The organism is Dyella nitratireducens, assembly GCF_014642835.1.
Classification (GTDB): Bacteria; Pseudomonadota; Gammaproteobacteria; order Xanthomonadales; family Rhodanobacteraceae; genus Dyella_B; species Dyella_B nitratireducens.
Genome location: NZ_BMJA01000002.1, coordinates 539,546 through 553,731, shown reverse-complemented (window position 1 = coordinate 553,731; position 14,186 = coordinate 539,546). Strand labels below are relative to the sequence as shown.

The following is a 14,186-nucleotide window of genomic DNA, read 5'->3' as shown; positions in this document are numbered from 1 at the left end:
CCCACTGCTGTCCGGGGAAATTTTGCGAAAAAAGTAACGAGCACTTGAGGGACAACACGTTTGCATGATTCGCACAGCAAGCGACTTAAAAAAGCTTGCTCAACACGATATCCACAAGTGAACCGGAAACGGCCCCCTCCCCTGCGTGCAGGGGAGGGTTGGGGTGGGGTAAGGCGAGCGAAGCTCGCTTCCCGCTACGCGGGAATGAGCGTGAGACATCAACGGAACCTCTCGCGAGGTTGCTTCACCCCACCCCAACCCTCCCCTACTACACGTAGGGGAGGGGGCGATCCGGCAAGCTAAAAGTTTCCCGGACAGCAGTGGACGAAGGCCGGAATCCATCTATATCAATGCGGGGTACAAGTCGATCCAATGAGAGTTCTCCTCTTCGATCAGCCGGACTTTCCAGTCTCGTTTCCAACCCTTGATCGTTTTTTCTCGAAGAATGGCGGACTCCATCGTTTCATGACGTTCAAACCAGACCAGCCGATGCACGCCATATCGGTTTGTAAAGCCGTCTGTGACGTCGTTTTTATGCTGCCATATGCGTTGGATCAGGTTGCTGGTAACACCAACGTACAGCGTGCCTCTTCGGCGACTGGCAAGTATGTAGGTGCAAGGTAATCGCCGGTCCATGGCCAGAATCTACATGGATTGACCAGCTTCGCTGTTGTAAAGCGCCTCGGCCTTCGCCGGAATGACGATGAAGCAAGATTGAAGACTGTAGTGAGAACAAGTTCCTCGCTGCATTCCTTTGCAAAAAGTGTCTTCATGACGGCAGTTTTCTGAGCTTCAGAAAAATCTTTCCCAGGCAGCAATGGGCGAAGGCCGGAATCTATGCTTCGTACTTGCGATGGATTCCTCGGTCCTCAAAGCCGAGCACATCCATGTGCTCTCCCCCGTGCCGGGGCGACGGGTCAGTAGTTATGTGTTTACAAATGACCTTGCGTGAGTTCGTCCGCAAGACGCGGCAAGTTATAGACCTTGCGAACCGATTCCAGCAGCACGGCGGTATCCACGGCTACGGCGCGGTTGTTGCTGCCGTCGTAGACGAAATCGCCACCGAGCGAATGGATGTTGCCGTCGAAGATCAAGCCCACCGCATGGCCTTCGCGATCGATCACGGCGCTGCCGGAGTTGCCACCGATGATGTCGTTGTCGGTGACGAAGTTCATCGGTGTGTTGGCATCGAGCTTGCCCTGGGCGTTGACCCAGCTGTCAGGCAGTTTGAAAGGATCAGCGCCGGTGGCGCGCTTGTACAGGCCGCCGATGTCAGTGAATGGCGGCACGGGTTTGCCGTTCTCGTTCCAGCCGACCACTTTGCCGTAGGAGAGCCGCAGGGTGAAGGTGGCATCCGGATAGCTGGACATGCCGTCGCGGTCGAAACGTGCCTTGGCGATGGTTTCATCGGCCTTCTGGGTGGGCGCGGTGACGTCATCTTCATAGGCTTTGCGTACCTGGCGCGATTCCGGATCGATCTGCAGCGCAAGTTTGATGAGAGGATCGTTCGACGCTTCGATGGCCTTCTCACCACCATCCCACAGTTGCTTGCGCACGGCAGGGTCGGCCAGCTGGGTACCGCTTACCAGTTGCTGCGCAAGCTGATCGGGCGATTGCTTGCCAAGCACTTCGTGCACGGTGGGATCATCGGCACCGAGTACTTGCCGCAGTTTTTCCAGCGACCAGGAGAGCAAGGTCTGCTCGTAGTGCGGGTAGACCGGTACGTTCGATTCCAGGGTGTGCTCCACGGCCGGCAGGTTGGCATCGCGGAAATCCGGCAGGCGTTCGCCGTCCGGCTTGCTGCGCTCGGCCGCTGCACGCACCAGTGTGCGCGCATAGCCGAAGAGCTCGCCGCCTCGCTCGTTAAAGCCGAAACCCTGTTCAAGCATGTTGTAACGCGCGATCAGTTCCGCACTGCGCTGCTGGGCGTGTTGCAGATCGGTCCAGGGATCACCGTATTTGGTGCGGCGTTCCGGGGTGGCGGCCATCCATTCGCGCAATGATGCATCCTGCTTTTTCTTCTGCTCGACGAAGTTCTCATCGGCCAGTGTCTGCAACCAGCCGTTGAAAACCTTGATGCTGTTTTCGATGTAGAAGCGTGCTTCCTGGGCTTCCTTCGCCTGCTCTGCGCCAGCACGGCCGTATTGCCATAGCAGGCCGCGCATCTCGGACAGCAAGCCGAACAGCGGCACCAGGCGCACATCGCGCATCGCCGCCAACTGGACCCAGGGGATGCCGCGCTGGGTGGAACCCGGATTGCCGATCACGAAAGTCATGTCGCCGGCCTTGGGACCTTGCGGCGAAAACTTGAAGAATTGCGGCGTGCTGGCCGGCTTGTTGTCGACGTAGGCGCGGAAGAACGCAACGTCCAAGTCGTAGCGCGGGAAGTTGAAGTTGTCCGGATCGCCACCGAAGAAAGCAATGCTTTGTTCGGGTGCAAATACCAGGCGCACGTCTTGATAGCGGCGGTATTTGTAGAGTGCGTAGCGACCGCCGTTGTAGAGCGTGACTACGTCACAGCGCCAGGTCTTGGCATCGCCGTTGACGCAGGATTGCTCCAGCTTGCTGTCGATGGCGCGCTCGGCTTTCACGCGTTCGGCACCGGTTTTGCCTGCCGTTGCTGCATTGACTTGCGTGGTGACGTCGGTGATGGATTGGAGTTGATTGAGTTCGACGTCGGGGCACTTCGGCTCGTCTTCCTGCTTGAGCGCGATGTAGCCGTTGGACATGTAGTCCTCGTGGCCTTTGGAAATCTGCGAAAGGCAGGAATTGGCGCAGTGGTGGTTGGTCATCACCAGGCCATTGGCCGACACGAACGAGCCGGTGCAGCCTTCGGCCAGGCGCAGCGCTGCGTGCTGCACCAGATCTATCCATTGCGGGGTTGGTGTAAAGCCATAGCGCTGTTGCATTTGCTTGACCGGCAGATGGTCCAGCGTCCACATGCCTTCATCCGCCATGGCCGTACCTGCTCCGGCAACCAGCAAACCGGTCAATGCCATTCCCAGGATCCGCTTCATGAGTCGCTCCCCAATGTGGGCGCGTTGCGCGCCGTGGGCAACGAGTATGGGCGTGGCGTTACAACATAACAATATGACCGTTGGCATGCCTAGCCAGGATGGTCGTTCCCCACCCGACGCACGGCAATAAATGCCGGATAGGTGGGCATAGAGGCTCCGCCTCCACGGACGTAATTTATCCGGGTCGTCGACGACTGTCCGGCATGCAGGGGTGCCGCCATTCCTTACACACGCATCGAGGCATACGCATGAAAAAGGCAGTCTATGGTTCAGCGCTGCTCGCGCTGATGGTGGCGAGTGCGGCCCAGGCACAAGCCGGTTTTGGCTGGCATGACGATGATCTCATCGTCACCGCGTCCAACACGGCCAGCAACCAACTCTTGGTCTACAACACGCAAGGTTCGCTGGTCGAGCAAATCCATACGAACGGGGCGGGTGGCGTCAGCGGCAATGCTGGCGGTATTGCGCAAAATCACAAGTTGCTTGCGGTGGTGAATTTCGGTTCGGGGAATGTTTCGGTCTTTGGAAAATCCCGCAACGGCCTGCAACTGGAAACATTGGTGCCGGCCATTACCAATCCGGTAAGCGTCGCATTCGGGCGTGATCATCTGTACATACTCACGGCCACGCATATCGAATCGCATCGCATTGATCGCTACGGCGTGGCCGCCAGCGCCGATGGTGAAGCACAGCTGGTGATTGCCGACGGTTCGGCAGCACAAGTAGGCGTGCTGGATGGTCAGCTGGTCATCAGCGAAAAGAGCAATGCGATCGAGACGGTGAACTTGACCCACGACGGTGCGGTGACCGGTTCGACGAAGTTGGTAGCCAACATTCCCAGCAACGTGAATGCGCCATTCGGCCTCGCTACGCGCGGCAACGATGCATACGTGACGATTGCGCACGCCAACGAAATCAGTCTTGTGCGGGACAATGCCGTAGTAACGGTCACGGGGTCGGGAACGCAGATGGCACCGTGCTGGGTGACGCTGGACGGTCCATTCTTGTTCTCGGCGAATTCGCCGAGTCACTCCGTGTCGCGCTATGCAGTCTATGGCCACAAGATCGTGCAGGAAGCAGCGGTGGTCGCAAGCTTCAACGGCAACCCCACCGATATCACCTACGGCGACAATCTTGCGGCTGTGGTGGATGGGAACGGAACGGTGTCACACGTTTCCATTTTTAACGTGGATGGCGATGGTGATTTCAGTTTGAAGAGCAGTGTCACGATCAACAGCGCTGCGACCAATGGCATTGCCATTGTGCATGGCGGTGATGGTTTCGGCGATTGATAAGTAAGGCCGGGGTGCCATCGTAGGTTGGGTTAGCGGAGCGTAACCCGACCATGCCGCACGATTATGTTGGGTTACGCTTCGCTAACCCAACCTACGATGGGTATCCCGTCCACTACGAATGCGCGTGTCCCGACACGATGACCGTCTCGGATACAGCTACCGTTTGCACGGCCAGATGCTCGATGTCATACCCCGCATCCGCCCACGCATCAAGGCCGCCCAGCAGCGGGCGCACTTTGCGATAGCCCTGCATCAGCAGCCCCTTCGCCGCCTTGGCTGCGGAAACTTCGTTGGGGCAACTGCAATAGATCACTACTTCCTGATCGATCGGCACCTGATGGAGCTCCTGATCGATGCCGCCAAGACTCGCCATCAAGGAACCGGGAATGATGCGGTTGTCGACTAGGCGGGCGGCCTGTGAGCGTACGTCGACGACCACCGGCTTCTTGCCGTCTTCGATCAGCTGGTGGAGTTCATCCACACTGATGCGCGCCAGCCGCAACGCCAACAACAACCGCTTGCGTTGCCACCATTTCACGATGACGTAGGCAATCAGCAGCGCGAACAGCACTTCTATGGCGACCGTGCCTGCACTGGCCAGTGCGAACAGTACCCGGTCGATCTGCTGCGAAAAGGCATAGCCAAGGCCTACGATCAATCCGATCCAGATCAGCGAACCCAGGCCGTCGAGCAGCATGAATATCTGTGGCCGAAGCCTCATCGCTCCCATCAGCGGCGGCGCGATGGTGGAAAGGCCCGGTACGAATTTGGCGATCAGCAGGATCTGCCCGCGCCAACGCTGGAAGCGCAGCTCCGATTGCTTGACGCAGGAATCCGGGGAAAGCGAAATACGGCATAGGGTGCGCATCACCGATGCACCATACCGGCGGCCCGCCAGGTACCAGGCGAAATCGCTGATCAGGCAGGCAAGCAACGCCACCAGCACCACGGCGCCAAGCGGAAGCTTGCCAAGGGAAGAGAGTGCGCCCGCCACAACCAGGGTCGGCACGGCCGGCAACGGCAGCCCGGCCTGCTCCACCAATACGTTGATGAAGACCAGCAGCAAGCCGTATTCGGCAATCAACTCGATGATCGCATGCGTCACCGGAATGACCTCGGGTTGGATGCCCGCATCGTTGGGGTTGGCGGGGGGAAATGCAAGATGGTGAGAGGGGGTATTGCGGCCAAAAAGTGGTTTGTTGGGTGAGGCTCGTTTCCTGCTTCCAGGGAGCACCTACACACCTTGCCGAATGGGCCAACCCTGCCTCACCGTCATTCCGGCGAAAGCCGGACGGAGCGCGAAGCGCGGAGAACATCCGAAGGATGGCCCCGAAGGGGTGAGCGAAGCGAATCATCCAGTTAAGAATGACGTGCGCAGCACACTGCTTAAAAGGTTCTGTGTGCTTTGCACGATGTATTTAAACTGGATTCCGGCTTTCGCCGGAATGACGATAAGGTGCGGTGAGATTGCTTCATCCCCCTCCCCTACTAGACGTAGGGGAGGGAGTTTGGTCCCCTTGGCACACCACGCTACTCAGGCGTTGCTGACCCCCGGTTACGCACCCGCCTTCAGGCCTGGCTTGGCCACTTCCTCACCCAGCAGGAAGCGGAAGATCAGGCCACCCGCCGCACCGCCGAGCAACGGCACCACCCAGAACATCCACAGCTGCTGCAGCGCCCAGGTGCCCTGGAAGATCGCCACGCCAGTGCTGCGCGCCGGGTTTACCGACGTATTGGTGACGGGAATGCTGATCAAATGGATCAGCGTAAGAGCCAGGCCGATCGCCAGTGGAGCAAAGCCGGCCGGCGCCCGGCGGTCGGTGGCGCCGTGGATCACGATCAGGAACATCGCGGTGAGCACGAACTCGCTCATCATGCAGGCGTGCAGCGAGAAGCCGCCCGGCGAATGCTCACCGTAGCCGTTGGACGCGAAGCCGCTGGCCGTGGCATCGAAACCCGGCTTGCCGCTGGCAATCACGTACAGCACCGCCGCGGCGACGATCGCGCCGATCACTTGCGAGACGATGTAAGGCACCACGTCCTTGCCGCTGAAGCGGCCACCGAAGAACAAACCCACCGTTATCGCCGGATTGAAATGCGCGCCGGAGATACCGCCAACCGCGTAGGCCATGGTGACCACGGTAAGACCAAATGCCAGCGCGACGCCGACAAAACCAATACCCAAGTTTGGAAAGGCAGCAGCCAATACCGCACTGCCGCAACCACCGAGCACCAACCAGAACGTGCCGAAGAATTCGGCACAGAGTCGTTTGAACATAATCGTCGTCTCCCATGAATGAAAACGGTAGCGATATCGCAACCTGCTTTTTCGACGCCTTACGTCCCCTTGTTTTCCCGCAAGCGCATCCTTGTCCTTGACGTGGACAGCGCGTAAATACCACGCATCTTGGTTTAATGAAAGCAGCTCGATTCGCCGCCCCTATCCATCTGCCGCCAGATCGATGAGGCTACTGCACCCCCGAACGTTCATTTCCTACAGGCCGCAACCGCGTATGCATGAACATAACGAAGCAAAGATCTTGCACAGTTGGCATTGCAACGCCGACGCCTGGACGCAAATGGTGCGCGACGCACTGCTCGAAAGCCGGCGGTTGGTTACCGACCAGGCCATCATCGATGCCGTGCTGGATGGCCAACCTGCCTCGGTGCTCGACATCGGTTGTGGCGAAGGCTGGCTGGTGCGCGCCCTCGCCGCGCGCGGCATTCAGGCCATGGGCGTGGATGCGGTGCCTGCGCTGGTCGAGCGGGCACGCCAAGCAGGTGGAAACTTCGCGGTGGCCACTTACGAAGACATCGTCACGGGAAAACTGGCACAACATGCCGATGCCGTGGTCTGCAATTTTTCCTTGCTGGGCAAGGAGTCGGTCGAACAGCTGCTTACCGCCTTGCCATCGCGGTTGGAAACGAACGGACGGCTGATCGTGCAGACTGTGCATCCGCTCATTGCATGCGGCGAGCAGGTCTACGTGGATGGTTGGCGCCTGGAAAACTGGACCGGCTTCGATGGCGCATTCCCCGCACCGGCACCTTGGTATTTCCGAACATTGGCAAGCTGGATAGCCTTGTTCACCACGACCGGATGGCGCTTGCGCGAACTACGCGAACCCATGCATCCGCAAACCTGCCGGCCCGCGTCGGTCGTTTTCATCGCGCAATGGCATGGCGTTTTGGAAGGCCCAACGTAAACGGGATGCGCCACCTTGCGATGACGCATCCCGTTTGGTTTGCTGAGCCGCTGCTTGGCACAGCGGCTAGCAGGCGTGGATCAGAGCGCTGCGTCCTTGAGCTTCTTCAGCGGACGGATCTTCACCTTCACGGTGGCAGGCTTGGCGGCGAACCACTGCTCTTCCTTCGTGAAGGGGTTGACGCCCTTGCGCCGCGGCTTGGCCGGCACATTGACAGCGGTGATCTTCAGCAGGCCAGGCAGAGTGAACATGCCAGCGCCCTTCTTATGGACCGACGCGTGCACCACACCTTCCAGTGCGGACAGAACACCACGCACGTCCTTGGACGCCAGACCGGTGGTTTCTGCCAGGTGAGCAACCAGACCCGACTTGCTCAGTGCATCCTTGATCGGCTTCGGAGCGGCGGCGGCCTTGGACGCCGACTTGCCTTTTGCTGCCTTCTTTGCCATGGACTACCCCATCGTTTATTGAGTTGTTGAAATGTTGCCTTTCGGCGAGCGAAATGTAGGGGAAATTTGCGCTCACGCCAACTAGCAAACGCAAAAAAAGCCCAAAAAGATGCATCCGGGCAGACCTCTTGGCTCAAAACGCCTACAGAAGCAAGCTTTTTGCCAGCATGAATAGGCCAACCGCCACGATCACAAGGGCAAAAAGCATGCTAAGCGCGCCGCGCATACCGGCCAATTTGTGCGCACCCCACGAACCCAACCAGCCGCCGGCAATGCCACCGGCAACGAATTCCCATGCGACCGGCCAAGCCACCCATCCAGACCAGGCGTAGTTCAGTGCAGCCGTCATACCGAACGCGCCCACGCAAAACAACGATGTACCGACTGCTTCGATGATGGACATGCCGCTGCCGAACAACAGGCCCGGCACAATCAAAAAACCGCCGCCGATGCCGAAAAATCCAGCCAATCCCCCTGCACCCAATCCGATGACGCCGAGACGATGAAACATGTAGCGGCGCGGCTGACCTGCACTGTCGTAGTGATGCCTGCCGCGCAGCATCAACGTCGCAATCACCAGCATCAGCAAAGCAAACAGCGTAAGCAATCGCTGACCATCGATGATCTTGCCCAGGCTTGAACCCAGGTAAGCGCCCACAACGCCAGCCGCCGCAAACACGAATGCGGCCCGCCAACGCACGTGTCCCGCGCGAGCATGGGGAAGCAGGTTGGCGAAGGCATTGAGCGACACCGCCAGCGCGCTGGTGCCGATCGCCAGATGCGGATCCCGCAGACCCACCACATAGAGCAGCAACGGCATGGCAAGAATCGAACCGCCGCCACCAATCAAGGCAAGCGAAAAGCCGACCAGCGATCCGCACGCAACAGCAAGCACATCGTGCAGGGGAAACAAAGCGGGCCTCGCGATCGCCGGCAGGAATGTTGCGCATTAAACCTTAATCGGGGGCGTGGCATCTGCTTGGCTGCACTGCCCTCCCCCTGGGCTGTCATGACATCACCATGCCGATTGAGGCGCCGCTAACGCGTGCGCTGCAGCACAGCAAGCGATCAGTACACGCTACGTAGATGTGTTTTTCATACTGCGATTACTGAAGCTCCCATAAAACCATCCATACGGACCGGCGCTGGAGCGCGCATTCAGCATCAGGGGGACCACGCAGCCAACCGTTTCGACGCCGCGTTGGTGGATATCAGTGGCCAATCCCCAGGATCACATCTCATGCATGATGAAACGAAAACCGCAGCAAAACGGGCTCCTGTAAGCGTGCTGGTCCCTTGCTTTCGATGCACGGGGACCATCGACGAAGCGGTCGCCTCGATCGCGGCGCAGACACGGCCCCCCGCCGAGGTGCTGCTGGTGGAAGACTGCAGTGGTGATGGAACGCTCGCCGCGTTGCAGCGGGTCGCCGCCGCTTACGAAAACGGCTGGATCAAAGTGATTGCGTTGGCAGACAACGGTGGCCCCTCGCGCGCGCGCAACATCGGATGGCAGCACGCCGGGCAGCCTTACATTGCCTTTCTCGATGCCGACGACACGTGGGCGCCGCGCAAGCTGGAGCTGCAAATGGCTGCGCTGGAAGCAGACCCTTCCATCGCGTTGCTCGCTCACCAGATGGTTGTTCGCGCACGCGGAACACCGATTCCCGAGCCGCAGGAACCAATACAAACGCAGATCATCGGGCGAGGCCGCCTGCTGTTCCACAATCCTTTCCCGACCGCCTCGGTGATGTTGCGCCGTGATTTGCCATTTCGCTTCGACGAAAAGGTCTGGTACTCGGAGGACTATTTCCTCTGGTCGCACATCCTGTTTTCCGGCCATCGCTGCGCCAAGATCAACCAGGTGCTGGCGATCTGGAACAAACGCGGCCCGGGCGAGCATGGCCTGAGCGATGACTTCATGGCCGTCCACCGTGCCCGGCGCGTCATGCGCCGCCGGCTGATGCAGGAAGGTTTGATCAGCCAGCCCGAATACCTGTTTGCCCGTTTAGTGGGAGTGCTGGCGCGCATACGCCGCAGCTTGAATGCGCATCCGCGCAATCATGCAGCCTATCAGCCCCGGACTAATCAACCGCAACCGCATTGAACGCGGTTGCGAAAGATGGATCGGAGCGAGCCGTCATTCCGGCGAAGGCCGGAATCGATGCTTCGCATTCACGATGGATTCCAGCCTTCGGCCACTGCTGTCCGGGGAAATTTTGCGGAAAAAGTAGCGAGTACTTAAGGGGCAACACATTGGCATGATTCGCGCAGCAAGCGACTTAAAAAAGTTTGTTCAACGCGATATCCACGAGTGAACCGGAAATGCCCCCCTCCCCTGCTTGCAGGGGAGGGCTGGGGTGGGGTGAGGCGAGCGAAGCTCGCTTCCCGCTACGCGGGAATGGATAAGAAACATGATGGAATCTCTGGCGAGGTTGCTTCACCCCACCCCAACCCTCCCCTACTACACGTAGGGGAGGGGCCGATCCGGCAAGCTAAAAACTTCCCCGGACAGCAGTGGGCCTTCGCCGGAATGACGGCTGGGCAAGACTGACTTTTTCGCGGCGAACGGTTTCAGCATCACTGCGTGTGCATGCCATCGTGCATATCGTCTTTGTCATGCCCCATGTCCATGTCTTCATCCGGTGGCGCCTTGGCCACGATGTCCTTGTACTGTGCCGGCGTCATGCCTAGCAGCTTGCGGACAAAGGCGACGATGCTCCAGATGGTCTGATCATCATGCGTCACGCCCCAAGCCGGCATGGCGGTCAGCTTGATGCCGTGCTTGATGACCCAGAACGCCTCGCGTGGATCGATGGGTTCCTTGCCGAGCACGGGCGGCTGTGGATAAAGGCCGGCGCGCAGCTCCGAATGGCTCATGCCCGGTGCCAGATGGCATTCGGTGCACATGGCGGCGTACTGGCCCGCACCCTTCAGGATCAGTGCCTGATCGTCCAGGTTGGGTACGCTGATGGATTGAGCGTGATGTTGTATCGAACGGCTTCTTGCCATGCTCAGGAAGCGGTACGTCGCAGGCGAATGCGGAACATCCGCGCCGATGTCGTAATAGCCCGAACAGGTATAGGCATACGCCAGCAAGGCCAGAATCACGATGACGACAAGCGTGCTGATGGCTGTTTTCATGAATATTCCCCTAGAACCAGAAACGGATACCGGCAACGAATTGCCGGTCGAAGACAGGCTCGCGGTCCATACGGGCGAACGCGGCCGTTGTACCGAAGCGGCGGGACCACACCACACCCACATAAGGTGCAAATTGCCGCGTTATCTCGTAGCGAAGGCGCAGCCCAAGCTGCGTATCCGACACGACGCTGCCGATGCGTTGCGCGGGGTCGCTCTTGCTGTAGAGATTGATTTCGAATTCAGGCTGCAACATCAGGCGCTGGGTGAAACGCAGCGTGTATTCCGCGCGCATGCGTGCGGCGACGCGCCCTTCATTGCTGAGGTAACCCGTGGCTTCCAGTTCTAGCCAATAAGGCGCCAGCCCTTCCACGCCGAACGCGGCCCAATTGCGTTGCGGCCCCACGCCCAGATCGTGTCGGACACCCAGTTCGGTATTCCAGAAAGCAGACAACGCATGGCTCCATAAAGCTTCGAGATCACCCTGTTCAATTTGCTCACGGCTGCCCTCTCCTTCGCTGCGCAGCCACAGTTTGTCGCTGTCGTTGCCGTACCAGGCTTCGGCCTCCCACATGGGACCATTACCGCCGTAACCGTGCGCAAATTCCAGCTGATCGACGAGCAACATGCCGTAGCTGGCGTTGTCGTTCATGTCCATGTTCTGCATGGCTGGCGATGATTCGTCGTGATGGGTCATCGGCAAGGCATCTTGTGCCGTGCCGATGCAAGGCATCGCCAGTGCCAGGCATGCCAGCCATGCGCGATGCCGCTTCATGTAGGCGCATCCGCTCATGCCACCGCCACCTCGCGGAACATGCCCGCTTCCATATGGAACAACATGTGGCAGTGGTAGGCCCAGCGCCCGGGATTGTCGGCCGTGACGGCGTAACTGATCTGCTGCGCAGGTTGCACGGTGACCGTGTGCTTGCGCACCTGGAAATCGCCGTCGGCGTTTTCCACCTCGCTCCACATGCCGTGCAGATGGATCGGGTGGTGCATCATGGTGTCGTTGACCAGCACGATGCGCAGACGCTCGCCGTGATGGAACCGAACTGGTTTGGCATCCGAGAATTTCACGCCGTCGAACGACCACGTGTAGCGTTCCATGTTGCCGGTCAAACGCAGCGTGATGTCGCGTTCCGGCTCGCGCTTGTCGATCGGGCCACCAATCGTATGCAGGTCGGCATAAGTCAGCACACGCCGGCCGTTATCGCGCAAGCCGACACCGGGATCGTCCAGGTTCGTGCGCGGTGTCGGCACGCGCATGTCCACGCCTGGGCCGGTTTTCAGCTTGGCCGGGGGATGATCGTCCATCGCCATGCCGGGCATGTCCTGCATGCCTTGCATATGATCCATACCCTGCATGTTGCCGTGCTCGTGGCCATCGTGCGACGACATGTCGCCCATCATGTCCTGCATGCTTAGCCATACGCGTGGATCCATCGCCGGCACCTCCGCTTCCATACCGGGGTGCGGCGCCAGCGTGCCGCGCGCATAGCCGCTGCGGTCGATGGTTTGCGCGAACAAGGTGTACGCGCGGTCTTCCTGCGGCTCGACGATCACGTCGTAGGTTTCGGCCGGAGCGATGCGGAATTCATCCACCGGTACCGGTTCCACATCTTGTCCATCGGCGCTGACCACGGTCATTTTCAGGCCGGGAATGCGTACGTCGAAGAGGGTCATGCCCGAGCCGTTGATGATGCGCAGCCGTACTTTTTCGCCGGGGCGGAACAAGCCCGTCCAGTTGCCGGCGGGTGTCTGGCCATTCATCAGGAAGGTGTAGGTGTAGGCGGTGACGTCGCTCAGGTCGGAAGGATTCATCCGCATCATGTTCCACATGCGGCGCTTGGCGAAGGCTTCGCGCAGACCCATGTGTTGTGCGTCGCGAATCAAATCGGCCACAGTCGGCTGGGCGGTGTTGTAGTAGCCGCTGTTTTTCTTCAGGCGCGCATAGATGCTGGCAGGGTCGTCATCGCTCCAATCGTTGAGCACGACGACATGGTCGCGATCGGCCGTGAAACGTTCGCTGCCTGCCGGATCGATGATCAGCGCACCGAGCAATCCCGTCTGCTCCTGATAGCCCGAATGCGCGTGATACCAATACGTGCCGGACTGCCGCACGTTGAACTGATAGACGAAGGTTTCGCCCGGAGCGATGCCGTCGAAACTGATGCCCGGCACGCCATCCATGTCGAACGGAAGAATGATGCCGTGCCAGTGGATGGACGTTGGCACGCGCAGCCGGTTGGTGACGTGCAGGCGAATTTGGCTGCCTTCTTTCCAGCGCAGAATCGGCCCTGGCAGGGTGCCGTTGACGGTGGTGGCAACACTGGGCGTGCCAGTGATATTTACCGGCATCTGGCCCACGTTCAAGGCGAAGTCCGTGCCCGTGAGCATCGCGGGGCCGGTCGCGGCTGCGCGTGCCGGCCGCAGCAAACCCAGCGTCGTTGCGGCGCCGCCCAGAGCGAGGCCCTGGACAAATCGCCGCCGCGCCACGTCGACCGCTGGCGGCGGGTCATACCTATTCATGTGATAACTCCGATGCGAAGCGAGACAACCTGGCGATCACGCTCAAACTGCGTGCTGCCAAGCGATTAAGTCAGCGCCATCAGACCGCGGGTGGTCGCAAGGGAGGAATGAGGTTGGGCGTGGGCGTATCGAGGCTGGGCATCGATAGGTGAGTGGCGGCCAGCCGCACTGGCCCGTACAACGCCGGTACCGACGGAAGCATCACCGTGCTGCACATGGTCTCGCAATGGCAAGACGGATGTGTCGAACCACCACAGCAGTGACTGGTGTGATCGCCATTTGCCGGCATGGCGTCGGCATGCGTGGCATGGTCCATCATCATCGAAGCCATGCCCGCGGCGCTGTGGCTTTCGCCATGCATGGCATGCGTAGAAACCGCTGGCAGAGATATCGCCATCAGCAACCATGCGAGCAAGGCCGTCACGCGCAAAAGGCGTGAGGTGGCGAAGCGGCGCAGGGAAAACAGCGAAGTCATGTATGCGAGCTTAGGGTCGGCGCGTCTGTGACTGCAACTCTGGAGTAGGTCCGGGTTTGTATAGAGCAGCACTCCCC

General features: G+C 59.7%; 13 protein-coding genes. 3 read left to right on the top strand and 10 right to left on the bottom strand.

The annotated features are described in order from the left end of the window. Positions 1–342: 342 nt before the first annotated feature. The gene (locus IEX75_RS13445) at positions 343–636 is read right to left on the bottom strand and encodes a GIY-YIG nuclease family protein (RefSeq protein ID WP_188794807.1); all 294 of its coding nucleotides are present in this window, start codon (positions 634–636) and stop codon (positions 343–345) included. 296 nt (positions 637–932) lie between these two features. Further along, a complete protein-coding gene (locus tag IEX75_RS13440) occupies positions 933–3,017 on the bottom strand; it encodes a S46 family peptidase (protein ID WP_188794806.1) in 2,085 nt (694 codons plus the stop codon). A 248-nt stretch (positions 3,018–3,265) separates the two neighbouring features. Between IEX75_RS13440 and IEX75_RS13435 the strand changes: the two genes are divergently transcribed. Then, the gene (locus IEX75_RS13435) at positions 3,266–4,309 is read left to right on the top strand and encodes a hypothetical protein (RefSeq protein ID WP_188794805.1); all 1,044 of its coding nucleotides are present in this window, start codon (positions 3,266–3,268) and stop codon (positions 4,307–4,309) included. A gap of 115 nt (positions 4,310–4,424) precedes the next feature. Here the strand turns inward: IEX75_RS13435 and IEX75_RS13430 are convergent, their stop codons facing one another. Together IEX75_RS13430 and aqpZ are read right to left on the bottom strand one after the other, a co-directional pair. Further along, the gene (locus IEX75_RS13430) at positions 4,425–5,417 is read right to left on the bottom strand and encodes a DedA family protein/thiosulfate sulfurtransferase GlpE (RefSeq protein ID WP_188794804.1); all 993 of its coding nucleotides are present in this window, start codon (positions 5,415–5,417) and stop codon (positions 4,425–4,427) included. Positions 5,418–5,867: 450 nt separating this feature from the next. Continuing rightward, the gene (gene aqpZ, locus IEX75_RS13425) at positions 5,868–6,590 is read right to left on the bottom strand and encodes an aquaporin Z (protein WP_188794803.1); all 723 of its coding nucleotides are present in this window, start codon (positions 6,588–6,590) and stop codon (positions 5,868–5,870) included. A 235-nt stretch (positions 6,591–6,825) separates the two neighbouring features. Between aqpZ and IEX75_RS13420 the strand changes: the two genes are divergently transcribed. Next, positions 6,826–7,518: a class I SAM-dependent methyltransferase gene (locus tag IEX75_RS13420; protein WP_188794802.1), complete on the top strand. Its 693-nt coding sequence runs from the start codon at positions 6,826–6,828 to the stop codon at positions 7,516–7,518. 80 nt (positions 7,519–7,598) lie between these two features. On the opposite strand, the gene IEX75_RS13415 is transcribed toward IEX75_RS13420, so the two are convergent. Together IEX75_RS13415 and IEX75_RS13410 are read right to left on the bottom strand one after the other, a co-directional pair. Beyond that, positions 7,599–7,967: an HU family DNA-binding protein gene (locus tag IEX75_RS13415; RefSeq protein WP_188794801.1), complete on the bottom strand. Its 369-nt coding sequence runs from the start codon at positions 7,965–7,967 to the stop codon at positions 7,599–7,601. Positions 7,968–8,109: 142 nt separating this feature from the next. Beyond that, positions 8,110–8,871 carry a sulfite exporter TauE/SafE family protein gene (locus IEX75_RS13410; RefSeq protein WP_229720894.1) on the bottom strand — a complete coding sequence of 254 codons (762 nt, stop codon included), beginning with the start codon at positions 8,869–8,871 and terminating at the stop codon, positions 8,110–8,112. 141 nt (positions 8,872–9,012) lie between these two features. On the opposite strand from IEX75_RS13410, the gene IEX75_RS13405 reads away from it, so the two are divergent. Beyond that, complete coding sequence (locus tag IEX75_RS13405; RefSeq protein ID WP_188794799.1) at positions 9,013–10,071, top strand: glycosyltransferase family 2 protein; 1,059 nt, start codon at positions 9,013–9,015, stop codon at positions 10,069–10,071. Between the two features lie 473 nt (positions 10,072–10,544). Here IEX75_RS13405 and IEX75_RS13400 read toward each other — a convergent pair whose 3' ends face one another. From IEX75_RS13400 to IEX75_RS13385, 4 genes are all read right to left on the bottom strand, one after another. After that, positions 10,545–11,108 (bottom strand): c-type cytochrome, encoded by a 564-nt coding sequence (locus IEX75_RS13400; protein ID WP_188794798.1) that lies wholly within the window; start codon positions 11,106–11,108, stop codon positions 10,545–10,547. Positions 11,109–11,118: 10 nt separating this feature from the next. Beyond that, positions 11,119–11,880, bottom strand: a complete 762-nt coding sequence (locus IEX75_RS13395; RefSeq protein WP_188794797.1) for a copper resistance protein B — start codon at positions 11,878–11,880, stop codon at positions 11,119–11,121. 14 nt (positions 11,881–11,894) lie between these two features. Next, complete coding sequence (locus tag IEX75_RS13390) at positions 11,895–13,634, bottom strand: copper resistance system multicopper oxidase (RefSeq protein WP_188794796.1); 1,740 nt, start codon at positions 13,632–13,634, stop codon at positions 11,895–11,897. A gap of 79 nt (positions 13,635–13,713) precedes the next feature. Then, a complete protein-coding gene (locus IEX75_RS13385) occupies positions 13,714–14,109 on the bottom strand; it encodes a hypothetical protein (protein ID WP_188794795.1) in 396 nt (131 codons plus the stop codon). Between the last annotated feature and the right edge of the window lie 77 nt (positions 14,110–14,186).

Excerpts from the sequence above, each read along its gene's own strand:
- IEX75_RS13445 (WP_188794807.1), bottom strand. The coding sequence starts at position 636 with ATGGACCGGCGATTACCTTGCACCTACATACTTGCCAGTCGCCGAAGA.
- IEX75_RS13390 (WP_188794796.1), bottom strand. The coding sequence starts at position 13,634 with ATGAATAGGTATGACCCGCCGCCAGCGGTCGACGTGGCGCGGCGGCGA.
- IEX75_RS13415 (WP_188794801.1), bottom strand. The coding sequence starts at position 7,967 with ATGGCAAAGAAGGCAGCAAAAGGCAAGTCGGCGTCCAAGGCCGCCGCC.
- IEX75_RS13400 (WP_188794798.1), bottom strand. The coding sequence starts at position 11,108 with ATGAAAACAGCCATCAGCACGCTTGTCGTCATCGTGATTCTGGCCTTG.
- IEX75_RS13440 (WP_188794806.1), bottom strand. The coding sequence starts at position 3,017 with ATGAAGCGGATCCTGGGAATGGCATTGACCGGTTTGCTGGTTGCCGGA.
- IEX75_RS13395 (WP_188794797.1), bottom strand. The coding sequence starts at position 11,880 with ATGAAGCGGCATCGCGCATGGCTGGCATGCCTGGCACTGGCGATGCCT.
- IEX75_RS13385 (WP_188794795.1), bottom strand. The coding sequence starts at position 14,109 with ATGACTTCGCTGTTTTCCCTGCGCCGCTTCGCCACCTCACGCCTTTTG.
- aqpZ (WP_188794803.1), bottom strand. The coding sequence starts at position 6,590 with ATGTTCAAACGACTCTGTGCCGAATTCTTCGGCACGTTCTGGTTGGTG.
- IEX75_RS13435 (WP_188794805.1), top strand. The coding sequence starts at position 3,266 with ATGAAAAAGGCAGTCTATGGTTCAGCGCTGCTCGCGCTGATGGTGGCG.
- IEX75_RS13420 (WP_188794802.1), top strand. The coding sequence starts at position 6,826 with ATGCATGAACATAACGAAGCAAAGATCTTGCACAGTTGGCATTGCAAC.